This window comes from Streptomyces sparsogenes subsp. cuspidosporus, assembly GCF_039532705.1.
Taxonomy (GTDB): domain Bacteria; phylum Actinomycetota; class Actinomycetes; order Streptomycetales; family Streptomycetaceae; genus Streptomyces; species Streptomyces sparsogenes.
In genome coordinates, this window is the sequence record NZ_BAAASD010000021.1 from 97,183 (window position 1) to 120,383 (window position 23,201).

Annotated in this window: 20 protein-coding genes, 1 pseudogene and 1 riboswitch; of the genes and pseudogenes, 10 read left to right on the forward strand and 11 right to left on the reverse strand. The window is 73.7% G+C overall.

Features of this window, described 5'->3' with window-relative positions:
* Positions 1–119: 119 nt before the first annotated feature.
* Together ABFY07_RS23875 and ABFY07_RS23880 are read right to left on the reverse strand one after the other, a co-directional pair.
* Complete coding sequence (locus ABFY07_RS23875) at positions 120–929, reverse strand: DeoR/GlpR family DNA-binding transcription regulator (RefSeq protein WP_346176446.1); 810 nt, start codon at positions 927–929, stop codon at positions 120–122.
* Complete coding sequence (locus tag ABFY07_RS23880; protein ID WP_346176447.1) at positions 926–1,600, reverse strand: histidine phosphatase family protein; 675 nt, start codon at positions 1,598–1,600, stop codon at positions 926–928. Before ABFY07_RS23880 ends, ABFY07_RS23875 begins: the two co-directional genes overlap by 4 nt.
* Positions 1,601–1,781: 181 nt before the next feature.
* On the opposite strand from ABFY07_RS23880, the pseudogene ABFY07_RS23885 reads away from it, so the two are divergent.
* From ABFY07_RS23885 to ABFY07_RS23900, 4 genes and pseudogenes are all read left to right on the forward strand, one after another.
* Positions 1,782–2,810 (forward strand): annotated as a pseudogene (locus tag ABFY07_RS23885) (2-hydroxyacid dehydrogenase); the annotation flags it as partial.
* A gap of 153 nt (positions 2,811–2,963) precedes the next feature.
* A complete protein-coding gene (locus ABFY07_RS23890; RefSeq protein WP_346176474.1) occupies positions 2,964–4,436 on the forward strand; it encodes an FGGY family carbohydrate kinase in 1,473 nt (490 codons plus the stop codon).
* A gap of 211 nt (positions 4,437–4,647) precedes the next feature.
* Positions 4,648–4,770, forward strand: a riboswitch (cobalamin riboswitch).
* 125 nt (positions 4,771–4,895) lie between these two features.
* On the forward strand, positions 4,896–7,289 hold the full coding sequence (locus ABFY07_RS23895; protein WP_346176448.1) for a ribonucleoside-diphosphate reductase subunit alpha: 2,394 nt from the start codon (positions 4,896–4,898) through the stop codon (positions 7,287–7,289).
* Positions 7,289–8,311, forward strand: a complete 1,023-nt coding sequence (locus ABFY07_RS23900; protein ID WP_346176449.1) for a ribonucleotide-diphosphate reductase subunit beta — start codon at positions 7,289–7,291, stop codon at positions 8,309–8,311. Before ABFY07_RS23895 ends, ABFY07_RS23900 begins: the two co-directional genes overlap by 1 nt.
* 111 nt (positions 8,312–8,422) lie before the next feature.
* Here the strand turns inward: ABFY07_RS23900 and def are convergent, their stop codons facing one another.
* The 8 genes from def to ABFY07_RS23940 all read right to left on the reverse strand — a co-directional run bounded on the left by def (position 8,423) and on the right by ABFY07_RS23940 (position 17,056).
* Positions 8,423–9,052 (reverse strand): peptide deformylase, encoded by a 630-nt coding sequence (gene def / locus ABFY07_RS23905; protein ID WP_065964245.1) that lies wholly within the window; start codon positions 9,050–9,052, stop codon positions 8,423–8,425.
* A gap of 146 nt (positions 9,053–9,198) precedes the next feature.
* Entirely contained in the window at positions 9,199–10,185 is a 987-nt protein-coding gene (locus ABFY07_RS23910; protein ID WP_065964243.1) for a tetratricopeptide repeat protein, read from the reverse strand.
* 233 nt (positions 10,186–10,418) lie between these two features.
* Positions 10,419–12,137 carry an HD-GYP domain-containing protein gene (locus tag ABFY07_RS23915; RefSeq protein WP_346176450.1) on the reverse strand — a complete coding sequence of 573 codons (1,719 nt, stop codon included), beginning with the start codon at positions 12,135–12,137 and terminating at the stop codon, positions 10,419–10,421.
* Positions 12,134–13,747, reverse strand: coding sequence for an HD-GYP domain-containing protein (locus tag ABFY07_RS23920; protein ID WP_346176451.1), 1,614 nt, complete (start codon positions 13,745–13,747; stop codon positions 12,134–12,136). Before ABFY07_RS23920 ends, ABFY07_RS23915 begins: the two co-directional genes overlap by 4 nt.
* Before the next feature lie 412 nt (positions 13,748–14,159).
* Positions 14,160–14,480, reverse strand: coding sequence for a mycothiol system anti-sigma-R factor (gene rsrA / locus ABFY07_RS23925; RefSeq protein WP_065964240.1), 321 nt, complete (start codon positions 14,478–14,480; stop codon positions 14,160–14,162).
* Positions 14,477–15,166, reverse strand: coding sequence for a sigma-70 family RNA polymerase sigma factor (locus tag ABFY07_RS23930; RefSeq protein ID WP_065964238.1), 690 nt, complete (start codon positions 15,164–15,166; stop codon positions 14,477–14,479). The genes rsrA and ABFY07_RS23930 overlap by 4 nt, the downstream gene beginning before the upstream one ends.
* Before the next feature lie 305 nt (positions 15,167–15,471).
* A complete protein-coding gene (locus ABFY07_RS23935; RefSeq protein WP_346176475.1) occupies positions 15,472–16,107 on the reverse strand; it encodes an alpha/beta hydrolase family protein in 636 nt (211 codons plus the stop codon).
* A 115-nt stretch (positions 16,108–16,222) separates the two neighbouring features.
* Positions 16,223–17,056 carry an SOS response-associated peptidase gene (locus tag ABFY07_RS23940; RefSeq protein WP_346176452.1) on the reverse strand — a complete coding sequence of 278 codons (834 nt, stop codon included), beginning with the start codon at positions 17,054–17,056 and terminating at the stop codon, positions 16,223–16,225.
* A 132-nt stretch (positions 17,057–17,188) separates the two neighbouring features.
* Here ABFY07_RS23940 and ABFY07_RS23945 point away from each other — a divergent pair, with 132 nt between their 5' ends.
* The 4 genes from ABFY07_RS23945 (at position 17,189) to ABFY07_RS23960 (ending at position 20,835) form a co-directional block, all read left to right on the forward strand.
* A complete protein-coding gene (locus ABFY07_RS23945; RefSeq protein WP_346176453.1) occupies positions 17,189–17,902 on the forward strand; it encodes a M50 family metallopeptidase in 714 nt (237 codons plus the stop codon).
* Positions 17,903–17,978: 76 nt separating this feature from the next.
* Positions 17,979–19,364: a 3-phosphoshikimate 1-carboxyvinyltransferase gene (aroA, locus tag ABFY07_RS23950; RefSeq protein ID WP_346176454.1), complete on the forward strand. Its 1,386-nt coding sequence runs from the start codon at positions 17,979–17,981 to the stop codon at positions 19,362–19,364.
* Positions 19,365–19,376: 12 nt separating this feature from the next.
* Positions 19,377–20,384 carry a ribosome small subunit-dependent GTPase A gene (gene rsgA, locus ABFY07_RS23955; RefSeq protein WP_346176455.1) on the forward strand — a complete coding sequence of 336 codons (1,008 nt, stop codon included), beginning with the start codon at positions 19,377–19,379 and terminating at the stop codon, positions 20,382–20,384.
* A 127-nt stretch (positions 20,385–20,511) separates the two neighbouring features.
* On the forward strand, positions 20,512–20,835 hold the full coding sequence (locus ABFY07_RS23960) for a DMT family transporter (RefSeq protein WP_065964228.1): 324 nt from the start codon (positions 20,512–20,514) through the stop codon (positions 20,833–20,835).
* A 59-nt stretch (positions 20,836–20,894) separates the two neighbouring features.
* Here the strand turns inward: ABFY07_RS23960 and ABFY07_RS23965 are convergent, their stop codons facing one another.
* Entirely contained in the window at positions 20,895–21,494 is a 600-nt protein-coding gene (locus ABFY07_RS23965; RefSeq protein WP_346176456.1) for a TetR/AcrR family transcriptional regulator, read from the reverse strand.
* Between the two features lie 156 nt (positions 21,495–21,650).
* Between ABFY07_RS23965 and hisN the strand changes: the two genes are divergently transcribed.
* Entirely contained in the window at positions 21,651–22,445 is a 795-nt protein-coding gene (gene hisN / locus ABFY07_RS23970; protein ID WP_065964226.1) for a histidinol-phosphatase, read from the forward strand.
* A 235-nt stretch (positions 22,446–22,680) separates the two neighbouring features.
* Positions 22,681–23,082 (forward strand): CBS domain-containing protein, encoded by a 402-nt coding sequence (locus ABFY07_RS23975; RefSeq protein WP_065964399.1) that lies wholly within the window; start codon positions 22,681–22,683, stop codon positions 23,080–23,082.
* Positions 23,083–23,201: the final 119 nt, after the last annotated feature.

Genomic DNA, 23,201 nt, shown 5'->3' on the forward strand with positions numbered 1-23,201 from the left:
GGCTGGATAGGGCTGCGCTGACCGGGCCGGCCGGGCAGCACAACGGTGGGTCTTGGAGCTCCCCGGTGCGCCCAAGACCCACCGGCCCCATGTGCGAAGTGAAGTTAACACGCGAGACGTTAAGAGCGCGCCCCCGCCGCCTTCGCCACCCTCACATCCGTGCGCTCCCGCAGCTCCGCCAGCAGCCGCCGGTCCACCCCGTCGTCCATCACCAGGTGGTCGAACTCCTCCACGGGACAGAGCCGGTGCAGGGCCGTGCGCCGGGTCTTCGACGCGTCCATGAGGAGCACCTTGCGGCTTCCCGCCGCGAGCATCGCCCGCTTCACCAGCACCACGTCCTGCTCCTGGTGGTAGGTGGTGTGCGCGTCCACCGCCGAGGTGGAGACCAGCACCATGTCCACCGACAGCGCCTCGATCGCGGCCACACAGGGCACGCCGAGGAAGGAGTCGTGGGTGTGCGAGTACTCCCCGCCCAGGCCGATCAGCCGGGTCTGCGGCACCCCCGCGAAGACCTCCTCCACCCGCCGGGCGTTGGTCACCACGGTCAGCGGCGCGGCGTCGACCAGCAGCCGGGCCAGGGCGAGGGCGGTCGTGGAGTCGTCCAGGATGATCGACATGCCGGGCTCGACCAGCTCCGCGGCGGCCGCGGCCACCGCCTCCTTCTCGGCCCGGTTCACGCCCATCCGGTAGTCCAGGCTGGACTCGAAGACCGACGACGGCAGCGCCGAGACCCCGCCCCGGAACTTCCGCAGCACGCCGAGCCTGGCCAGCTCGTCCAGGTCCCGGTGCACGGTCATGAGGCTGACGCCGGTCAGCTCGGCCAGCTCGGCCGCGGTGGCGGTGGAGTGTTCGAGCACGTACTCGGTGATGGTCTGCCTGCGGGCGGCCTGGGAGCGGGGCGGGACGTCGGACGCGCCGGTCGTGGTCATGGGGCGGATTCTCCCCCACGAGCCGCGCCACCGTCCCCCGTACCCGCGCGCCCCTCGGACAGGTCCCCCGTGGGCACGTTCAGCGACCGCAGCGCCGTCCGCTCCCCGGCCACCTGGATCTCGCTCACCGCCGCGTTGTCCAGGCGCGGGAAGACGTGCCGGTAGCGGCCGACGGGGATGCCCAGCAGGGCGCACAGCGCCATCCGCAGCAGGGAGTTGTGCGCCACGACCAGCACCGTGCGGTCCGGGTGCGCGGCGGCCAGGCCGCGCAGCGCGGCCGCGGCGCGCGTCGCCGCGGCGCCGGGCGGCTCCGAGCCGGGGAACGCGCCCGCCTCCGCGTCCGCCCTGAAGGCCCGCACGGCCTCCGGGTCCTCCGCCTCCATCTCGGCGATGGTGCGGCCCTCGCCCCAGCCGAAGTCGACCTCGCGCAGGTCCTCGACGACTTCGGGGACGAGGCCGAGCGCGTCGGCGGCGGGGCGCGCGGTCAGCCGGGCGCGGCTCAGCGGGGAGCAGGCGACCGCGTCCACCCCGCGTTTCGTCGCCCAATGGGCGAGCGCTTCCGCTTGCCGGAATCCCCGTTCCGTCAGGGGGACGTCCGAGATGCCGGCGTACCGGTTCTCCGCGTGCCACACCGTCTCGCCGTGGCGGACGAGCAGTAGACGAGCCGTCACAGGTAGTTCCTCTCCTCGGACCGTGCCCTCGAGGACCGTGCCCTCGAGTCGCAATGGCGCGCGAGCCGACGCACGCGCCATTGCTTTGTCACGTCAACGATGTTAAATCTAGCGTCGCCTCTGTGATGGAACGCCGATCGCCGAACTCCGCCGACCTCGTAACGCCGAAGAAAGGCCACCCATGCGCGTCCTCGCCGCCGGAGACCACTTCGTACGCCCCGACCTCATCATCGCCGCGCTCCGCGACGAGCCGGGACTCGCGGACGTCGATGTCGCCGAGCTGACGCTGCCGTGGCCACACGAGCCCTTCGGGCCGGTGGGCGGCCCGGCGAGCCGGGTGAACGAGGCCAGCGGCACCGAGGAGCAGCTGATCGAGGCGCTGGCGGGGGCCGAGGTGTGCGTGACGCAGATGGCGCCGTTCACCGCCGAGGTCTTCGCCGCCCGCCCCGAGCTGCGGATGGTCGCGGTCTCGCGCGGCGGCCCGGTCAACGTCGACCTGGCGGCGGCCACCCGCGCGGGCGTCGCCGTCAGCTTCGCGCCCGGCCGCAACGCCACCGCCGCCGCCGAGTTCGCCGTCGGCATGATGCTCGCCGCGATGCGCCGCATCCCGACCACGGACGCCGAGCTGCGCGCCGGCCGCTGGCGCGGGGACTTCTTCGCGTACGAGGAGAGCGGCATCGAGCTGGACGGCGCGACCGTCGGCCTGGTCGGCTACGGGGCGATCGGCCGGATCGTCGCCCGCGTGCTGCGCGCCTTCGGCGCCCACGTGCTGATCGCCGACCCGTACACCGACCCCGAGGCCGCCCGCGCGGACGGCGTCGAGCCGGTCGGCCTCGACGAACTCCTCACCCGCTCCTCCGTGGTGAGCCTGCACGCCCGCCTCACCCCCGAGACCAAGGGGCTGATCAACGCCGACCGACTCGCCCTGATGCGCCCCGGCGCGGTCCTGGTGAACACCGCGCGCGGCGGCCTGCTGGACTACGCCCCGCTGCCGGACGCGCTGCGCAGCGGCCGCCTGGGGGCCCTCGCCCTCGACGTGTACGACATCGAACCGCCGCCCGCCGACTGGCCGTTGCACTCCGCGCCCAATGTCGTCACCACCCCGCACCTCGCCGGCGCCACCCGGCAGACCGCCCACCGCGCGGCCACCATCACCGCCGCCGAGGTCGGCCGCTACGCGCGCGGCGAGAAGCTCGCGCACCCGGCGAACCAGCCGGCTCCCGGAGCTGGTGGCGCGGAGCGCAACCGAGCCGCTACAGTACGTGTCGCGCCATCAGGCGCCGGTCAGGGCTTGACCGTCACGAGGCCGTCACGGCGGCCAAGTGAGAAGCCCCCTCTCTCGGGAGGGAGCGGAGTCACGAGCATCGTCCTCGGAGTCGATGTTGGCACCTCCGTCACCAAGGCCGTGGCTTTCGGCCGGGACGGCAGGTCACTGGCGGCCGCGAGCCGCCGCAGCCGGCTCACCCGCCTGCCCGGCGGGCGGGTCGAGCAGGACCTGGAGGACGTGCTGCGCTCGGTCGCCGAGGTGGTCCGCGAGGTGACCGCCGCCCTGGCCGCGACGGGCCGTGCGGCCCCGGTCGCGCTCGCCCTCACCGGGCAGGGCGACGGGCTGTGGCTGCGCGACGCGGCGGGCCGCGCCGTGCGCCCGCCGATCTCCTGGATGGACGGGCGGGCGGGCGACACCGTGGCCCGCTGGGGCGAGGACGGCACGATCCGCGAGCTGTACCGGCTCACCGGCTCCGGGGTGTTCCCCGGCTGCCACGCGCCCCTGCTGCGTTGGCTGGCGGACCACGAACCGGAGGCGCTGGCGCGCGCCGAGGTCGCGGGCTACTGCGTGGACGCGGTGGCCCAGCGGCTCACCGGCGTGATCGGCGTGGACGCCTCGGACGCCTCCATGCCTTTCATGGACGTGACCACCCGCCAGTACGTCCCGAAGGCCCTGGAAGCGTGCGGAATCGCCGAACACGCCCGGCTGCTGCCGCCGCCCGCCGCGCCCGGCACTGTCCTGGCGCTGGACGAGGCGGGCGCGCAACTGCTCGGGCTGCCGGCCGGACTGCCCGTCACGGCGGGCCCGTACGACCTCCCGGCCTGCGCGATCGGCAGCGGGGTCGAGGAGGCCGGGGACGGCCTGCTGATCGTCGGCACGACCCTCGCCAGCCAGGTCCTCACCGACAGCGCCGTGATCGACCCGGCCGCCGACCCGGCGGGCATGTGGCTGTGCACGCCCGACCGGGACCGCTGGCTGCGCGGCATGCCCGCCATGGTGGGCACGGCGGCCCTGGAGTGGGTCCTGGAGTTCACCGGCGCCACCACCGCCGACCTGGACGCGCTGCTCGCCGGGAGCCCGCCGGGGGCGCGCGGGGTGACCGCCCTGCCCTTCCTCTCCGACGCGGGCGAGCGGGCCCCGTTCGTCGAACCGGCGGCCCGGGGCCGGCTGGACGGCCTGACCCTCGCCGCGACCCGCGCGGACGCCGTACGGGCCGCCTGCGAGGCCGTCGCGTACGCCGCCCGCCACTGCCTGGAGGCGGCGGGGCTGAGCGCGAGCCTCGCGGCCTGCGGAGGCGGCACCCGGTCCGCCGCCTGGACCCAGCTGTTCGCGGACGTCCTCGGGCGGCCCGTGCGCCTTCCCGACGAGCCCGAGGTGGGGGCGCGCGGCGCGGTCGCGGTCGCCTGGCGCGCTCTCGGTGACCCCGTGGACGCGGCACAATGGCGAGCCGATTCGCGTACTGTCGTACCGGACCCGGAGCGTGCCGAGACCTATGAGCGCGGCTACGCCGACTACCGGGCCCGGCTGGCCCGCGCCCTCACCGAGTGGCGGGCGACGACGCCCGCTTGAGGCACCCCCGGCACCGCGCCAGGCGGCCTCGCCAGGCGCCCGCGCCAGGCCCGCGCCGGGCCGCCAGACGGCCGCGCCACGGGCGTGCCGAGGCCGCCTGCAGAGCGCGCGTAGACCGCGCCAAGTCCGGCACTGAATAGCACATTCGTACGAAACACTCCACCTCACGACACAACATGTGGGGGCAGGTGCGCCCGCCACCACAAGATGTATGCTCATGCTCGCTGTCGCCGCAGGGGAATCCGGTGCGAATCCGGAACTGTCCCGCAACGGTGTACGCGTACGCTTTTGCGTACCCGCGAGTCCGAGGACCTGCCGACGGCCGTCTCATACGTCCGGGCCTCGCGGGTTGGGCCGGTGGACGCTGCGCGGTATGCCGTCCGCAGTTTCGGCATGCCCGTACGCGCCCATCGCGCCCCTTCCCGCCCGGCCCCAAGCCGAGCGAGGGAGAGCACTTCAGTGACCATCGCGCCCGCCGATCCGGTTTCAGAGGCAGCGGCTGCACAGGCAGCGGAGGACGCGCCCGGGACCGCCCTGCTGCGGACCCTGACCACGCTCACCGCCGACCTGCCCGCCACCGACCCCGGCAAGGTCGCGGCCGCCGCCCTGCGCGGCCGCCATCCCGGCTCGGACGAGGCGGAGTTGCGCACCCTCGCGACCGAGGCGGCGGCCGGCCTGATCGCCGAGGAGCCGGAGTACTCGAAGCTGGCCGCGCGGCTGCTCACCCTCGCCATCCGGGAGGAGGCGGCCGGGCAGGGAGCGGTCTCCTTCTCCGCCTCGGTGGCCGTGGGGCACCGCGAGGGCCTGATCGCGGACGGCACGGCCGAGTTCGTGACCACCCACGCCGCCCGCCTGGACACCCTGGTCGAGCAGGCGCTGGCCGACGGCGCCGACGACCGCTTCGGCTACTTCGGGCTGCGTACGCTCCACAGCCGCTACCTGCTCCGCCACCCCCTCACCCGCCAGGTGATCGAGACCCCGCAGCACTTCCTGCTGCGGGTGGCCTGCGGGCTCGCCGAGGACCACTCGACGCGCGCGGTGGACGACGTGGCCGAGCTGTACCGGCTCACCAGCACGCTGTCCTACCTGCCCAGCTCCCCCACTCTGTTCAACTCCGGCACCCGCCACCCGCAGATGTCGTCCTGCTACCTGCTGGACTCGCCGCTGGACGAGCTGGACTCGATCTACAACCGCTACCACCAGGTCGCGCGGCTCTCCAAGCACGCGGGCGGCATCGGCCTGTCGTACTCGCGCATCCGCGCCCGCGGTTCGCTGATCCGCGGCACCAACGGCCACTCCAACGGCATCGTGCCGTTCCTGCGCACCCTCGACGCCTCCGTCGCCGCCGTCAACCAGGGCGGCCGGCGCAAGGGCGCGGCCTGCGTCTACCTGGAGACCTGGCACGCGGACATCGAGGAGTTCCTGGAGCTGCGGGACAACACGGGCGAGGAGGCCCGCCGCACCCACAACCTCAACATCGCGCACTGGATCCCGGACGAGTTCATGCGCCGGGTGGAGGCCGACGCCGACTGGTCGCTGTTCTCGCCGGTCGACGCGCCCAAGCTGGTGGACCTGTGGGGCGAGGAGTTCGACGCCGCGTACCGGAAGGCCGAGGCGGAGGGCCTGGCCGTCAAGACCGTCCCGGCCCGCCAGCTCTACGCCCGGATGATGCGCACCCTGGCGCAGACCGGCAACGGCTGGATGACCTTCAAGGACGCCGCCAACCGCACCGCCAACCAGACCGCCGAGCCCGGCCGGGTCGTGCACTCCTCCAACCTGTGCACCGAGATCCTGGAGGTCACGGACGACGGTGAGACGGCCGTGTGCAACCTGGGCTCGGTCAACCTGGCCGCGCACCTGGGCGAGGACGGCCAAATGGACTGGGAGAAGCTGGACGCGACCGTCCGTACCGCCGTCACCTTCCTCGACCGCGTGGTGGACATCAACTTCTACCCGACCCAGGAGGCCGGGGCGTCGAACTCCCGCTGGCGGCCGGTGGGGCTCGGCCTGATGGGCCTCCAGGACGTCTTCTTCCGGCTGCGGCTGCCCTTCGACTCGCCCGAGGCCGAGCGGCTGTCCACCCAGATCTCCGAGCGCATCATGCTCGCGGCGTACGAGGCGTCCTGCGCGCTCGCCGAGCGCCACGGCCCGCACCCGGCCTGGTCCGCCACCCGCACCGCGCGCGGCGTGCTGCATCCGGACCACTACACGGACGCGGTGGCGACCTGGCCCGAGCGGTGGCAGGCGCTGCGCGAGCGGATGGCGAACTCCGGCATGCGGAACTCGCTGCTGCTGGCCATCGCCCCGACCGCGACCATCGCCTCGATCGCGGGCGTGTACGAGTGCATCGAGCCGCAGGTCTCCAACCTGTTCAAGCGCGAGACCCTCAGCGGGGAGTTCCTCCAGGTCAACTCCTACCTGGTCGACGACCTGAAGAAGCTCGGCGTGTGGGACGCCCAGAGCCGTGAGGCGCTGCGCGAGTCCAACGGCTCGGTGCAGGACTTCTCCTGGGTGCCCGAGGACGTGCGGCGGCTCTACCGGACGGCGTGGGAGATCCCGCAGCGCGCCCTGATCGACATGGCCGCCGCCCGCACCCCGTACCTGGACCAGAGCCAGTCGCTGAACCTCTTCATGGCCTCGCCCACCATCGGCAAGCTCAGCTCGATGTACGCGTACGCCTGGAAGCGCGGCATCAAGACCACGTACTACCTGCGCTCGCGCCCGGCGACCCGGATCGCCCAGTCCGCGCGCGCCGCCGCGCCCGCCACCGTCCCCGTCCAGCAGGCGGCCGCCGACCCCGAGGTCATCGCCTGCTCCCTGGAAAACCCCGAGTCCTGCGAGGCCTGCCAGTAATGACCACCGCACCCGAACGTCCCAAGAACCTCCTGGATCCCGGGTTCGAGCTCACCCTGCGGCCCATGCGGTACCCGGACTTCTACGACCGCTACCGCGACGCGATCAAGAACACCTGGACCGTGGAGGAGGTGGACCTCCACTCCGACGTCGCCGACCTGGCCAAGCTCTCCCCGGGCGAGCAGCACCTGATCGGCCGCCTGGTCGCCTTCTTCGCGACCGGTGACTCGATCGTCGCGAACAACCTGGTGCTCACCCTCTACAAGCACATCAACTCGCCCGAGGCGCGGCTGTATCTGTCCCGGCAGCTCTTCGAGGAGGCCGTGCACGTCCAGTTCTATCTGACGCTGCTGGACACCTACCTCCCCGACCCGGACGACCGGGCCGCCGCGTTCGCCGCGGTGGAGAACATCCCCTCCATCAGGGAGAAGGCGGAATTCTGCTTCCGCTGGATCGACTCGGTCGACAAGATCGACCGGCTGGAGACCAGGGAGGACCGCCGCCGCTTCCTCCTCAACCTGATCTGCTTCGCGGCGTGCATCGAGGGCCTGTTCTTCTACGGCGCCTTCGCCTACGTCTACTGGTTCCGCTCCCGCGGCCTGCTGCACGGCCTGGCGACGGGCACCAACTGGGTGTTCCGCGACGAGACCATGCACATGAACTTCGCGTTCCAGGTGGTGGACACGGTCCGCGAGGAGGAGCCCGACCTCTTCGACGACGAACTCCAGCAGCAGGTCACCGACATGCTGCGGGAGGCCGTCGAGGCCGAGCTGCAGTTCGCCCGCGACCTGTGCGGCGAGGGGCTGCCGGGCATGAACACCGAGTCGATGCGCGAGTACCTGGAGTGCGTGGCCGACCAGCGGCTCGCCCGCCTCGGCTTCGCCCCGGTCTACGGCTCGGAGAACCCGTTCTCCTTCATGGAGCTGCAGAACGTCCAGGAGCTGACCAACTTCTTCGAGCGCCGCGCCTCCGCGTACCAGGTGGCGGTCGAGGGCTCGGTCTCCTTCGACGACGACTTCTGAGCCGTCGACTTCTGAGCCGTCGCGGGTTCACACCCGATACGCACCACGCGGCGCCCCTGGGATCTCCCGGGGGCGCCGCGCCGTGTGCCGTGGCGTGTCAGTCGCCAGTCGTCAGTCGTTGGGTACCGTCTCGTAGCGCGGCGTGCCCTCCGCCATCTGCCGCAGCACGTCCTTGCGGTCGCGCTTGGAGAGGCGGTCGATGTAGAGCCGGCCGTAGAGGTGGTCGGTCTCGTGCTGCAGGCAGCGCGCGAAGTAGCCGGTGCCGCGCACCGCGATCGGCTTGCCCTGGGCGTCCTGGCCGCGCACCACCGCGTAGTCGGGGCGGGCCAGCGGGGCGTAGGCGGTGGGCACCGACAGGCAGCCCTCGTTGGAGTCGTCCAGCACCCGGCGGTCCGCCGGCAGCTCCTCCAGCACCGGGTTGCAGACCACCCCGACGTGGCGGACGCCGTCGTCGTCCGGGCAGTCGTAGACGAAGACCTTGAGGTCCACGCCGATCTGGTTCGCGGCCAGACCCACGCCCTCCGCCGCCTTCTGGCTGGCGAACATGTCGTCGATCAGCGCGGCGAGCTTGTCGTCGAACTCCGTGACCTCCCGGCACTCCTTGTGCAGCACCGGATTGCCGACGACCGTGATCGGACGGGCCGTGCCGCGCTCGCGATACGCACGCTCGCGCTCCTCACAGTCCTCCGTGTCCACGATGAACTCGTCGTCCACCTGCTGGTCAGTCCCTTGCTGCGCCATCGTCCGCCGCACGCCTTCCTCAAAACCGGGCTCGTCGCCCTACAGGGTAAGGCCCGCGCCGGACCGGCGGGGATTTCAGCAGGGATATCAGGGGGCAGAGGGAGGGCAGGGGAAGGCCGGCGGCTGCGACCGCCGGGCGCCGGCCCTCAGCAGACCTCTTCCAGGTCCCGCCACTCCCGGGTGTCCGGGCTGTCCGCGACCCAGCCGTCCAGCAGCCCGCGCACCAGCCCGCTGGGCGCGGCGATCCCGCACTCCCGCTCCGCCACCCACAGCGAGCCGGAGCCCGCCATGCGGTGGCCCAGCGGGCCGGGCTGACCGGGCTCGCTGTGGTCGTGCGGGTCCAGGTGCTCGCCCTCGCCCTCGTCACTGGGCATCCGGCTCTCCGAACACGAGCGGCACAACAGCCGAACCGAGGACGACCAGTCCTCGGCGGCGAAGCCGGCGTCCGCCGCGAGCCGCTCCAGCGCGTCCCGGTCGGCCTCCGTCGCGGCCTCCAGCAGCACCACCCAGGTCGGCACCGGGGACGGCGCCCACAGCTCGATCTCGTCGAAGACCGGATACGCGGCGCCCGCGGAGGTGACGCGCTCGCCGTGCGGCACGCCGTCGTGCAACACCACCTCACCCCAGCGCCGCCCGGAGGACGGCAGCGGGATCGACAGCACCTCGAGCCGGGCCGGGTCCAGCCGGCGGCCCCACACGACCTCCGACTCGCCCTCCGGCGACAGCCGCACCGCCGCGCTGCCCAACTCCATGCCGAGCGGCTCACCGGACGCGGACGCCTCACCAGGCACCTTCAGGCCGTACGCCTGCCAGGCGCGGCGCGCCAGCGGCCAGTCCTGCAACGCGGTCGCGGCGATCCCCACGTTCCACCAGTCCGGGGCGCCGGTCTCGCGGTCCAGCAGCGCGACCGCGCGCAGCCCCGCCGCGCGCGCCTGCTCCCAGTCGTGCCGGAACTTGTGCAGCAACGCCAGGTTGAACCAGGACTCCGACAGCCACGGCTCCAGGTCGGCGGCGCGAGTCAGCAGCGCCCCCGCGTCCTCGTACCGGCCGTCGCCGATGAGCGTGAACGCGCGGTCCGTGGCCTGCCGCCATGAGGCGGACGGCCGGTGCCGCACCTTGCCGAAGATCTTCACGATTCCCGCCTGCCGGTATCGAAGTAGTACCGCACCAGATGCCTTCGCGGACGGCTTGGCCCTCCCTCGACGACAACCTGCCACACATTCGCGGACATCTCAGCCCGGCCCCTCATGGTTCGGCCCGGGGACGATGCCCACCACACCTCCTTGCCGCCGGCCATAGGCCCGACACCCCCTCTCTTCGCATCCAACCATGCCCCTCGGGGCAGCCGCTCATTACCCGCGAGTTCTCACCTCGGGCGGCCTCGCACCGGGCGCGACACCACCCTGGCCAGGGCCTCCACCACCGCCGGGTCGAAGTCGCGGGAGGTGGAGCGCCGCAGCCGCGCCAGGGCGCGCGGCGCGGTCGCCGCGCGGTCTTCCTGAGGGCTTCCCCCCGAACCGGCCGAAGAACCTCCGACCAGTTCGACGTACGCGTTCACGGCACGCACGATACGGGCCGGGAGTGGCTGCTCCCGGTACGGGTCCGCCTGCCGCTCCACGGCCTCCGCGACCTCCTCCGGCACCCCCGTCCGCCGCACGACCGCGCCGCCCAGCCGCGCTATCCGCCGCCGCTCCGCCTCGGGCAGCGGCTCGGTGGCCCCCGCCGGCACCGGGTCCACCAGCGACAGCTGCCCGAGGTCGTGCATCAGCCCCGCGTACTCCAGCACGGTCAGCGACGGCCCTGGAAGCCGCAGCTCCCGGCCCACGGCGCGGCTGAGCCGGGCGACCTGGCGGGCGTGGCCGACGGGGGTGTGACCGGCGATCTCCGTCGTCCTGGCCAGCGAGGCGACGGTCTGGCGGCAGGCGGCCCGTAGCCCCGCACAGCGGCGGAACGAGAGCTGGACCAGCAGCAGCGGCGCGCAGACCACCGGCAGCGCCCACGCCCCGGCCACGGCCACCGCCGGCCCGGTCGCCGCCGCCGTCACGCAGACCGCGACCCTCACGGCGACCTCCATGGCGGTCGCCGCGCGCGGCTCTTCGCCCGGCTCTTCGCCCGGCTTTTCGCGAGCCCGGGTCAGGGCCGAGGCCAGGGCGGCGTCGGCGAGCGCGGCCGACGCGCAGGCGAGGAGCAGATATGCGACGAGGAAGGGGCCGTCGCCGACGCCGACCGAGCGGAGCGGTTGGCAGCAGAGCGCGGCGAGGGCGACGATGAGCACCCGGCGGGCGGCGCGATCGGGGCCGACCGGGCGGCCCGACACGGCGCGGGGCACCAGCACCATCAGGGAAGCAGCCGCGACCACGGCGACGGCCTGGAGGACGCCGTGCGTGGCCGGCTCGCCTCCCACCCGCAGCACCACGGCGTACCCGAGCGCACCGGCGGCGGCGACGGGCGCCGGCTCGCACGCCCGGCCCCCCGGCTCGTACGGCCCCTCGTGCGCCTCCCCCACGCCCCCGCCCTCGCGGCCGCCCGCGCCCGCGTCCGAGTGCACGTCCTCGGCGTGGCCCATGCGCCCGGCGTCAAGGTCGCCCGCGCCCGCGTGCCTGCCCTCGGCGCCCGCGTGCCGGGGATCGTCCTCCCCCGCCCCCCGGCCCTCGCGGCCGCCCACGCCGGCGTCCGCATGCACGCCAGCGGCGTCGCCCGCGCGCCTGGCGTCAGGGTCGCCCGCGCCGGCGTGCCTGCCTTCGGCGGCGCCCGCCCCCGAGGTGTAGCCCTCACCCGTGCCCGCGCGCTTGGCCTCGCCGTGGCCCGCATCCTCATCCGCGTGAACGCCCTCGGCCTCGCCCTCGCACCTCGTCTCGTCCTCGTCCGCGCGCGGGGTCTGGGGCCCGTCCCAGGCGAGGGTCTCTCCCAGGGCGATCAGCGCGCCGAAGGCGAGCGCCGTCTCCGGGTCGCGCACGCCTCGCCATTGGGTCCATGCGAAGGCGGCTATGGCCAGGGCCCCGGCCGCGCCGTAGACCACGGCGACGGTGAGCGCTCCCCGCCCGCCGGGGCCGGGATCCCGGGCGGTGCGGCGCCACGGGGTCATGCGCCGCCGCCCGGTCCGAGCCGCCAGGGGCTCGGCCCCTGGCCCGCCTTCGGCACCGCGTCCGGCACCGACACGGTCTCGGGAGGGCTCGTGGGCGGGGGCGCGGGAGGGGGCGCAGGCGGGACGTTTACGCGCTGGCCCGACGCGTGATCCGGCGCGCGGTCCGGCGCCCGGCCCGGCACCTGGCCCTGCGCGCGGTCCGGCGCCCGGCCCCGCGCGCGGTCCGGCCTGCGGTCCGGCGTGCGCTCCCGCGCCTCGCCCCGCACGGGGTCCGCCGTGCGCCGGCGGCCCGCCGAGGTGAGGGGGCGGGGCTCCGGCGGGGCGGGGGTGTGCCATCCGTGGCGGTCGAGGGCGCGGGTCAGGGCGTCCACCATGCGCGGGTCGAACTGCGCCCCCGCGCACCGCTTGAGCTCCTCCACCGCCGCGGGCACCGGCCGCGCCCGCCGGTACGCGCGGGTGGAGGTCATCGCGTCGAAGGCGTCCGCGACCGCCACCACCCGCGCGGCCTCCGGAATGTCCGCGCCCGCGAGCCCGTGGGGGTAGCCGCTCCCGTCCAGCCGCTCGTGGTGGTGCAGGATGGCGTCCCGCGCCTCCCCCAGGAAGCCGATGCCGCGCACCATCTCGTGCCCGTACTCGGGGTGGAGCTCGATGACGCGGCGCTCCTGGGGGGTCAGCGGACCGTTTTTGCGCAGCACGCGGGTCGGGACGCCGAGCTTGCCCAGGTCGTGCAGGACGCCCGCGACGCGCAGCGCCTCGATCCGGTCCCCGCCCATCCCCAGCTCGCGGGCGATCATGACGGAGGCGCGGCCGACCCGCTCGCTGTGGCCACGCGTATAGCGGTCCTTGATGTCGACGGCCTGGACGAGGGCGCGGACCGTGGCCTGGTGGGCGGCCCGCTCCTGGTGGCAGAGGGCGAAGACGCGGGCGCAGACGTACATCGGCGGCAGCGCGAGGAGCGCCGCGGCCGGGCCGTACGGGCTGCGCCACAGGACGGCCATGGTCAGCCCGGACAGGCCGTGCGCCAGATGGGGGACGAGCGAGCACAGCGTCCGCCCGCGCCAGGCGAGGCGGGGCGAGCGGCCCTCGGCGGTGACCAGCACGCCGCCTTCCAAGGCGGCGGAGGTCAGGCCCAGGACGAGCGCGGCGCCGACCGCGGGCGCCAGGGCGTGGGGGAAGCCGGGACAGCCGGACACGGCGGGGACGTGGGAGGTCGCGAGGGCGTCCCGGCCGCCGCCGAGCCCGAAGGCGTACGAGGCGGCGTACGCGGCGAGGGCCGACCGGGCCACCCGCCACAGCCGCCGCACGCCGGCGGGCCGCCGCTCGACGGGCCCGAGCAGCGCCGCGGGCACCGCGACGAGCGCGGCGGCGGGCGCGGGCAGCAGAAAGGCCCCGGCCAGGAGCACGGGGCCACACCCGTCCGGCCCGGCCGCGGCCCGGCCCAGCGGTAGCCGGGGAAGAGCCGAGCCCCACACCACAGCCGGCGCGGCGAGGAGCCCGACCGTGGGCCAGGGCACGTCGGCCGCGGGGCTCAGGGCCGGGGCGGCGCAGAGCGCGGACAGGAGCGCAGCGCCCATGATGTAGACGCGCGCCGCCAGAGGGACCGCCCGCATGCCCCCTCCTCCCCGTCCGTCGGCGGCCCCGGTCGGGCCGTCGGATCAGATTGGGGAGGATAGAGCCGGACACGCGGGGTTGGTCCGTATGGCCCGCCCGATTGCACACCTTCGGGTGATGATCGGGCGGCAAGCCGTACGAGCAGGTGACACCCCCGCGTGGGGGCGGGGCGCGGCCGGTTGCCGGTTCCGGCCGGGAGGGGCCGGCCCGCGTGAGGGGAGGCTAGGGTCTTTCGTTTGGATCAGGCCGGATCAGGGAGCGGGGTCTGGTGCAGGGGGCACCTCCCAGCGGTAGCTGGGGGAGCGTCGCAAGGCGGAGGAGGGCGCCATGGCGGAGCCATGGCAACCGACGACAACGCCGCGAGGCGCGGTGCCAGGGCCCGCGAGCCCGGCATGATCCAAACGAGAGGCCCTAGTCCTGGGCGGGCGTCGGCGCGTTCGCCTCCGCCGTCGTGACCTCCCGCTCGGGCACACCTTCGCCGGAGCGGATCAGCTCGATGCGGCTCATGACCTTCGAGCGCAGGTCGCTGGGCACGTCGTCATGGCCGCAGCACCGCTTGACCAGCTTCTTCACGGCCTGCTCCAGCCCGTACTTCTCCAGGCAGGGGGAGCACTCGTGGAAGTGCACCTCCAGCTTGGCGCGGTCGACGTCGGGCATCTCGCGATCGAGGAACTCGTAGAGGTGGTCGAGGACCTCGGAGCAATCCGTCTCGTGCGGCTCTCCGCAGCTCATGAGTCCGCGCCTTTCCGATCGTGCGACTCGTCCGCCGCCGCGGGCGCGCCCGCCGGGACCAGCCCGCGTCCACGGGCGTAGTCCTCCAGCAGACCGCGCAGCTGGCGGCGCCCACGGTGCAGCCGCGACATCACGGTACCGATGGGTGTCCCCATGATGTCCGCGATCTCCTTGTAGGCAAACCCCTCGACGTCCGCGAGATAGACCGCTATCCGGAACTCCTCGGGAATCGCCTGGAGCGCCTCCTTGACGTCGGAGTCGGGGAGGTGGTCGAGCGCCTGCGACTCGGCGGAGCGCAGACCGGTCGACATGTGCGACTCGGCGCGCGCGAGCTGCCAGTCCTCGATCTCCTCGGCCGCGCTGCGCTGGGGCTCCCGCTGCTTCTTGCGGTAGGAGTTGATGAAGGTGTTGGTCAGGATCCGGTACAGCCACGCCTTGAGGTTCGTGCCCTCACGGAACTGGTGGAAGGATCCGTAGGCCTTCGCGTACGTCTCCTGGACGAGGTCCTCGGCGTCGGCCGGATTGCGCGTCATACGCAACGCGGCTGAATACATCTGGTCGAGGAAGGTGAGGGCGTCCCGTTCGAAGCGCGCGTTGCGCTCGATGTCCGTCTCCTGCGGCTGCCCGTCCGGCCGGCCCTCGGTCACGCCGTCGGTTCCCGCGTCGGTGCCAGTGACCTGACCCACCTCCTCCGCCTTCGTGACGGGCTCGCCGAATGCGGACCCGCTCGAATCGGAGAATAGACGACGATCCGGTCCGCCCGCCGCTTCGTTCCGGGCGGTCCACCCCGACTGCGGCTGCGACCAGTCCAGGTCGGCGGCGCGTGGGCGGGCCGGGCAAGCGAGCGAACCCATACTGGGAACCCCTTCTTCTGGTGCGTGTACCTGAGCCTGTGCCGTGTCCTGTTTCATATCGACGCCGGGTACAACACACGGCCTCCGCAGCGCATTCCCGGCCCGTTTTCTCTCTCGATGCCGTACGTCCGCGCTGGTCAGCGCGGTACGCGGGCCAGCCAGTCGACGACGGCGCCGGTGATCCGCGCCAGCGCCTCCTCCTGGCCGATGTCCGCCTTCTTGGGCACGGCGAAGCCGTGGTCGCCGTGCGGGACGGCGACCAGCTCGATGCCGGCGGGCAGCTCGGGGAACTCCTCGGGGCGGCCGAAGGGGTCGCGGCCGCCTTGGACGACGAGGGTGGGCAGGCCGGCGCCGAGCAGTTCCCCGGCCCGGGACCGCTCCGGCTTGCCCGGCGGGTGCAGCGGGAAGGACAGCGCGAGCACGGCACCGGCGCCCAGCTCGCGCGCCGTACGGCAGGCCACCCGTGCCCCGGCGCTGCGGCCGCCCGCGACGACCGGCAGCCCGGGCTTCTCCAGGGCGGGCCACAGCACGCGCCATGCGAGGTCCAGCGTCTTCGGCGCGGGCGCGACCTTCTTGCCCGCCACCCGCCACGGCTGCTCGACCAGCGCCACGCTGACGCCCTGGGACGGCAGCGCGGCGGCCAGCGCCGCGAGGTCGCGCGCCTCGATGCCGCCCCCGGCGCCGTGGCCGACGGCCAGCACGGTGCGGGCGTCGGCGGCGCGGTGCCAGGTGACGCGGGCGTCGCCGACGGGCGTCGGCACGATCTCGCTGATCTGCTGGGGCTGCTGGGGCTGGTTGCTCTGCTGGGGCTGCTGGGTCCGCTGGGCGCTCACGGGTTCATCCTGCCTCCTGGCGGCGCCGGGACGGGGGAGGCGGCTGGGGCCTGTCCTAGAAGAGTGTGCCCACCTCGGGGGCCTCCAGCTCGGTCACCAGCTCCGGGCCGTTGTTGCGTACGTCACTGACGGCCGTGGCGACCGGGTAGGCGCGCAGCAGCCCGGCGGGCGGCGGGGCGAGGAGGGGGCGCAGGTCCTCGGGGTCGGTGCGGGAGGGGTCCAGCCAGTCCGCCCAGCGGTCCTCCGTGAGCACCAGCGGCATCCGGGGGTGGATCTCGGCCAGCGACCGCGGCCCCGCGCCGCCCTCCTCCGCGCCCCCGGCCGGCTGGGGAAACGGCTCCTTCTCCGCCTCCGTGGTGATGACCGTGCAGGTCACCCACCAGGCCCGCGGATGGTCGTCCGGCAGCGTCCGGTCCCGCCAGAACTCGTACAGCCCGGCCATGGCCATGACGGAGCCGTCGACCGGGGTCACGAAGTACGGCTGCTTGCGCGGCCGCTTGCGCTTCCCCTGCTCCTCCAGCTGCCGCTCCCCCGAGGCGGTGACCCACTCGTAGTAGCCGTCGGCGGGCAGCAGACAGCGCCGTGAGGCGAAGGGGCGGCGGTACGAGGGCTTCTCGTGCACCGTCTCCGCCCGCGCGTTGATCATCTTCACGCCGGTGTCCGGTGTCTTGGCCCAGGACGGGACCAGCCCCCACTTCAGCGCCCTCAACTGGCGAACCGGGCTCGGGTCGTCGGCGTCCTTGAGGGGGCGCTCGAGCACCGCGTACACGTCCTTGGTGGGCGCGACGTTCCAGTCCTGGGCCAGCGTCTCCTCCGGCTCCCACTTCTGCACCCCGAAGAGGCCGACGAGGTCCTCGGGCTTCCGGCTCGCTGCGTATCGACCGCACATAGGTGCCACACTGCCACGACGCCCGGGCCCGCTGACGCCGGGCCGAGGAAACCGAGCGGCGGAGAAGAACGTACTGAACAACGTACGGACCGACGTGACAGCTTCAAGACGGACGCGAGGAGCCTCCCGCACATGGACAGCACGAACGCCGCCGATCTGTGGGACCGCGTCGTCGGCACCCAGCCGGACCCCACCACCTGGCTGGTCGCCGCCACCGGGCTCGTCGCGCTCTCCGTCGTGGTGTCGCAGACCGCCTGGCGGATCGCCCGCAACGCCATCACCATCGCCCACGAGGGCGGCCACGGCCTGGTGGCGCTGCTCAGCGGCCGGCGGCTGGACGGCATACGGCTGCACTCGGACACCTCGGGGCTGACCGTCTCGCGCGGCAAGCCCACCGGCCTCGGCATGATCCTCACCGCGGCCGCCGGGTACACCGCGCCGTCGCTGCTGGGGCTCGCCGGGGCGTGGCTGCTGGCGGCGGGCCACATCACCGCGCTGCTGTGGGGAACCACGGCCCTGCTCGCCGCGATGCTCATCATGATCCGCAACGCGTACGGCGTGCTGACCGTTGTCGTCTCCGGGGGCGCCTTCTTCCTGGTGTCCTGGCTGACCGAGCCGGACGTCCAGGCGGCCTTCGCGTACGTCGTGGTGTGGTTCCTGCTGCTGGGCGGCGTCCGCCCGCCGTTCGAGCTGCAGCGCAAGCGCCGCTACTCGGGGGCGTACGACTCCGACCCCGACCAGCTGGCCCGGCTGACCAACGTCCCGGCCGCGGTCTGGCTGCTGCTCTTCCACGTCGTCTCGCTGAGTTCGCTGATCGGCGGCGGCCGCTGGCTGCTGGGGGTATGACCGCGAAGCGTTTTGACCGAATTTCGCTGTTTTTGATCGAGAATTCCACTCTCGGCGAGCCACTAAAGTGAGAGCCATGACCGGCATTGAGACCTCCTCGGGCGCGCACACCGCCCTCTGGCCCGCTCCGCTCGCCGACGGAGCGGTCGACGCGACCGTCACCGTGCCCGGATCCAAGTCGGTCACCAACCGCGGCCTGATCCTGGCCGCGCTCGCCGCCGAGCCCGGCTGGCTGCGCCGCCCGCTGCGCTCCCGCGACACCCTCCTGATGGCCGAGGCGCTGCGCGCCCTCGGCGTGGGGATCGAGGAGACGGTGACCGACCGCTCCCCCGGCTCCCTGGGCGCCCCGGGCTCCGCGGGCGGCGGCGAGGCGTGGCGGGTCATCCCGGCGGGCCTGCACGGCCCCGCCACCGTGGACGTCGGCAACGCCGGCACGGTGATGCGCTTCCTGCCGCCGGTCGCGGCGCTGGCCGACGGCCCGGTCCGGTTCGACGGCGACCCGCGCTCCCACGAGCGCCCGCTGCACGGCGTGATCGACGCGCTGCGCGCGCTCGGCGCCCGGATCGACGACGACGGGCGCGGCGCGCTGCCGATGACCGTGCACGGCGGCGGGGCGCTGGACGGCGGCCCGGTGCAGGTCGACGCCTCCTCCTCCTCGCAGTTCGTCAGCGCCCTGCTGCTGTCCGCGCCGCGCTTCAACCAGGGCGTGGAGCTGCGCCACGTGGGCGCCGCGCTGCCCTCGCTGCCCCACATCCGGATGACCGTCGACATGCTGCGGGCCGCGGGCGCCGCCGTGGACGCCCCGGAGGCGGGCGGCGAGCCGAACGTGTGGCGGGTGGCGCCCAGCGCCCTGCTGGGCCGCGACCTGGTGGTCGAGCCCGACCTGTCCAACGCGGCGCCGTTCCTGGCGGCCGCCCTGGTCACCGGCGGCCGGGTGACGATCCCCGACTGGCCGGAGCGCACCACCCAGCCCGGCGACGCGCTGCGCCGGATCTTCACCGACATGGGCGGCTCCTGCGAGCTCACCGACGCCGGCCTGACCTTCACCGGCACCGGCCGGATCACCGGCATCGACGCAGATCTGCACGAGGTGGGCGAGCTGACCCCGGTGATCGCGGCGGTGGCGGCGCTGGCCGACTCCGAGTCCTCGCTGCACGGCATCGCGCATCTGCGGCTGCACGAGACCGACCGGCTGGCGGCCCTCGCCAAGGAGATCAACGAGCTGGGCGGCGATGTCACCGAGACCGCCGACGGGCTGCGGATCCGCCCGCGCCCGCTGCACGGCGGGGTCTTCCACACCTACGAGGACCACCGGCTGGCCACGGCCGCCGCCGTCATCGGCCTGGTCGTCGAGGGCGTCCAGGTGGAGAACGTGGCCACCACGGCCAAGACCCTGCCCGACTTCCCCGGGCTGTGGACCGGCATGCTCGACGCGGCGACGGCCCCCGCGCGGAGAGCCTGAGGCGCGCCCGCCATGCGCCGCTACGGCAAGCACACCGACGAGGACGACGTCCGGGTCCGCCCCAACCGCAGGGGCAACCGCCCGCGCACCAGCATCCGCCCCAAGCACGAGGACGCCGCCGAGGGCTTCGTGGTGACCGTCGACCGCGGTCGGCTGACCGTCCTGGTCGAGGACCGCACGATCACCGCCATGAAGGCCCGCGAGCTGGGCCGCAAGGGCGTGGTGGTCGGGGACCGGGTGGCGGTCGTCGGGGACCTGTCGGGCGCCAAGGACACCCTGGCGCGGATCGTCCGCGTCGAGGAGCGCTCGTCGGTGCTGCGCCGTACCGCCGATGACGACGACCCCTTCGAGCGGGTCGTCGTGGCCAACGCCGACCAACTGGCCATCGTCACCGCGCTCGCCGATCCGGAGCCGCGCCCGCGGCTGATCGACCGCTGTCTGGTCGCCGCCTTCGACGCCGGTCTTTCCCCGCTGCTGGTCCTCACCAAGTCCGACCTCGCCCCGGCGGAATCCCTCCTGGAGTCCTACGGGCCCCTCGGCGTCCCCTATGTCGTCACCAACCGCGAGGAACTCGCCGACGGCGCCGCGGCCGACCGGGTGCGCGAGCGGCTCACGGACAAGATGACGGTCTTCGTCGGGCATTCGGGTGTCGGCAAGACGACTCTGGTCAACGCCCTGGTGCCGGACCGCAAGCGGGCCACCGGCCGGGTCAACACGGTCACCGGCCGCGGCCGGCACACCACCACCTCCGCGCTCGCGCTGCCGCTGCCCGACGGCGACGGCTGGGTCATCGACACCCCGGGCGTACGGTCCTTCGGACTGCACCACGTGGACCCCGCGCGGGTCATCCACGCCTTCCCGGACCTGGAGCCGGGCACCGAGGGCTGCCCGCGCGCCTGTAGCCACGACGAGCCGGACTGCGCGCTCGACCAGTGGGTCGCCGACGGCCACGCCGACCCGGCCCGGCTGTACTCGCTGCGGCGGCTGCTGGCGACGCGCGAGCGGCGCGAGGGCGACTGACCCGCGGCTGACCCGCCGACCCGCCGACCCGCCGACGGACGGTGACGTTTGCCACCCACCGCGGGCGGTAAATGGATAATCACACGATCGAGGCGGAAGCAGCCGACACCGGCGCGGGAGGACTTGTATGGCGTGGCTGCTGGTCGTGGTCGCCGGGCTACTCGAAACGGGCTTCGCCGTCTGCCTCAAGCTCTCGCACGGCTTCACCAGGCTGTGGCCGACGATCGCCTTCTGCGCCTTCGCGCTGGGCAGCTTCGGCCTGCTGACGCTCTCTCTGAAGAAGCTGGACGTGGGTCCGGCGTATGCGGTGTGGACGGGTATCGGGGCGGCCGGGACCGCGATCTACGGCATGGTCTTCCTGGGTGACCTGGTCTCCACGCTCAAGATCGTCTCCATCACGCTGGTGATCGTCGGCGTGATCGGGCTCCAGCTCTCCGGCTCGGCGCACTAGTCGCACTGGGTGCACTGGGCGCACTGGGCCTGCTGGGCGCGCCGGGCTCACTCGGCGCACTAGGTCAGCGCCCCGCGCACCAGGCTCTCCACCTCGCTCTCCCTCCGCTCCTCCGCCACCGGCGCGACCACGTACGACAGCGCCAGGCGCGCGGCCGTCTCGCAGGCCCGGTCCAGCTCCGCCGCCCCGTCCTGCGGCCAGTCGCCCGCCAGCAGGCGCACCGCGCGATCCCTGACCTGCCCCAGGAGTTCGACGGGCGAGGGCAGTGGGTCGGGGCCGCCCCCGCGCCGGGGCGGGCGGGCCGCGGCGCGTACGGGCGAGGGGAGCCGCTCGTTCCAGCAGCCGGTGAGCACCGCCCGCACCAGGGGGTTGGCGGCCGCGGCCCGTACGGTCCAGCCCGCCGCGGCCGCCAGCCGCTCGTTCGGGGCGACGGCGCCGGAGGCCCCGGACAGCGCCCGTTCGACGCCGGTCAGATACGCCTCGGCCTCGCGGCGCACCAGAGCGCGCGCGAGGCCGTCCTTGCTGCCGAACTCGTTGTAGAGCGTCTGCCGCGAGACCCCGGCCGCCATGGCCACATCGACCATCCGGACCCCCGCCCACGGGCGCTCGGCGAGCGCGGTGAAGGCCGCGTCGAGCAAGGATTCACGTGCTGCGGGCATCGTCGCCTCCCAGGCCATGCGTCCGTCTTGGGCGGCACGTGCGGACAGAATTGACGCACCGCCAGGTGGTGTCAATAGCTCCGGCGTGCGCCCCGGGCGCCCCCGTCCGGCCGCCGTCGTGTGGATCGGCCGATTCCGTGTCGATACTGTTCGGCCATGCCCGACTACCACGATGACCTGCGGCTCGCCCACGTACTCGCCGATACCGCCGACGCCGCCACCATGGAGCGATTCAAGGCGCTCGACCTCAAGGTCGAGACGAAACCCGATATGACGCCGGTGAGCGAGGCCGACAAGGCCGCCGAGGAACTGATCCGCACCTCGCTGCAGCGCGCCCGGCCGCGGGACGCGGTGCTGGGCGAGGAGTTCGGCAGCGAGGGCAGCGGGCCGCGCCGCTGGGTCGTGGACCCGATCGACGGCACCAAGAACTATGTGCGCGGGGTGCCGGTGTGGGCCACGCTGATCGCGCTCATGGAGCGCGGCGAGGGCGGCGACCGGCCGGTGGTCGGGGTGGTGTCGGCGCCGGCGCTCGGCCGCCGCTGGTGGGCGGCCGAGGGCCTGGGGGCGTACACCGGCCGGAGCCTGTCCTCCGCGACCCGGCTGGCGGTGTCGCGGGTGGCGCGGCTGGAGGACGCGTCGTTCGCGTACTCCTCGCTGAGCGGCTGGGAGGAGCGCGGCAGGCTGAACGGCTTCCTGGAACTGACGAGGGCCTGCTGGCGGACGCGCGGCTACGGCGACTTCTGGCCGTACATGATGGTGGCCGAGGGGTCGGTGGACATCTGCGCCGAGCCGGAGTTGTCGCTGTGGGACATGGCGGCGAACGCGATCATCGTGCAGGAGGCGGGCGGCCGCTTCACGGGGCTCGACGGGGTACCGGGGCCGCTCAGCGGTGACGCGGCGGCGTCGAACGGCCTGCTGCACGACGAACTGCTGAGCCACCTAGGCGGTTAGGAACCACCCTGGGCGGGGACCGGCTCGTACGGTCCGGGGCACGGGGGCGCGGCATGCGGCGGATCGGCTTCCGCGCGCCCCTTGTGAGCGCCCACGCCCTCATGTGAGCATGTGAATCCGCGCGCTTGTGAACTTGTGCATCCCAGCAGCGCGTCTGTGCCATGAGGAGTCGCAGCAAGGACCCACCGTCGCAGTAAGGATTCACCAAGGAGGGCTCATGACCCTGTCCCCGCCCATGTTCGTCCGCGACGCCATGAGCTCGGTCGTCCTCACCATCGGCCCCGCCCATACGCTGCGTCAGGCCGCCCGGTTGATGTCCGCCCGGCGGGTGGGCTCGGCGATCGTGCTGGACCCGGACACCAGCGGGCTCGGCATCCTGACCGAGCGCGACGTCCTCAACTCGCTGGGCGCGGGCGAGGACCCGGACCGCGAGCGGGCCCACGCCCACACCACCTCCGACGTCGTCTTCGCCGCCCCGCAGTGGACGCTCGACGAGGCGGCGCACGCGATGGCCCGGGGCGGCTTCCGGCACCTGATAGTCCTCGACGCGGGCGACCCCGTGGGCGTGGTGTCGGTGCGCGACATCATCCGCTGCTGGACCGGCGCGCGGCGGCCCGCGCCGGCGCTCGCGGGGTGAACCCGGCGCCCGGGCGTGGGAGGGGTTTGGACGCCGTCTAAGTCAAGAAGACATGGAGAGTGATACCGGTTCTGATCATGGACCGGCCCACTGCTACCCTTGCCTTATCTGACTGATAG

Bases quoted from the DNA above. Each gene is read 5' to 3' on its own strand.
- ABFY07_RS23915 (WP_346176450.1), bottom strand. From the start codon at position 12,137: ATGACCCCGTGGCGCCGCACCGCCCGGGATCCCGGCCCCGGCGGGCGG.
- def (WP_065964245.1), bottom strand. From the start codon at position 9,052: ATGGCGCAGCAAGGGACTGACCAGCAGGTGGACGACGAGTTCATCGTG.
- hisN (WP_065964226.1), top strand. From the start codon at position 21,651: ATGCCCGACTACCACGATGACCTGCGGCTCGCCCACGTACTCGCCGAT.
- aroA (WP_346176454.1), top strand. From the start codon at position 17,979: ATGACCGGCATTGAGACCTCCTCGGGCGCGCACACCGCCCTCTGGCCC.
- rsgA (WP_346176455.1), top strand. From the start codon at position 19,377: ATGCGCCGCTACGGCAAGCACACCGACGAGGACGACGTCCGGGTCCGC.
- ABFY07_RS23975 (WP_065964399.1), top strand. From the start codon at position 22,681: ATGTTCGTCCGCGACGCCATGAGCTCGGTCGTCCTCACCATCGGCCCC.
- ABFY07_RS23965 (WP_346176456.1), bottom strand. From the start codon at position 21,494: ATGCCCGCAGCACGTGAATCCTTGCTCGACGCGGCCTTCACCGCGCTC.
- ABFY07_RS23940 (WP_346176452.1), bottom strand. From the start codon at position 17,056: ATGTGCGGTCGATACGCAGCGAGCCGGAAGCCCGAGGACCTCGTCGGC.
- ABFY07_RS23920 (WP_346176451.1), bottom strand. From the start codon at position 13,747: ATGCGGGCGGTCCCTCTGGCGGCGCGCGTCTACATCATGGGCGCTGCG.
- ABFY07_RS23945 (WP_346176453.1), top strand. From the start codon at position 17,189: ATGGACAGCACGAACGCCGCCGATCTGTGGGACCGCGTCGTCGGCACC.
- rsrA (WP_065964240.1), bottom strand. From the start codon at position 14,480: ATGAGCTGCGGAGAGCCGCACGAGACGGATTGCTCCGAGGTCCTCGAC.
- ABFY07_RS23960 (WP_065964228.1), top strand. From the start codon at position 20,512: ATGGCGTGGCTGCTGGTCGTGGTCGCCGGGCTACTCGAAACGGGCTTC.
- ABFY07_RS23900 (WP_346176449.1), top strand. From the start codon at position 7,289: ATGACCACCGCACCCGAACGTCCCAAGAACCTCCTGGATCCCGGGTTC.
- ABFY07_RS23875 (WP_346176446.1), bottom strand. From the start codon at position 929: ATGACCACGACCGGCGCGTCCGACGTCCCGCCCCGCTCCCAGGCCGCC.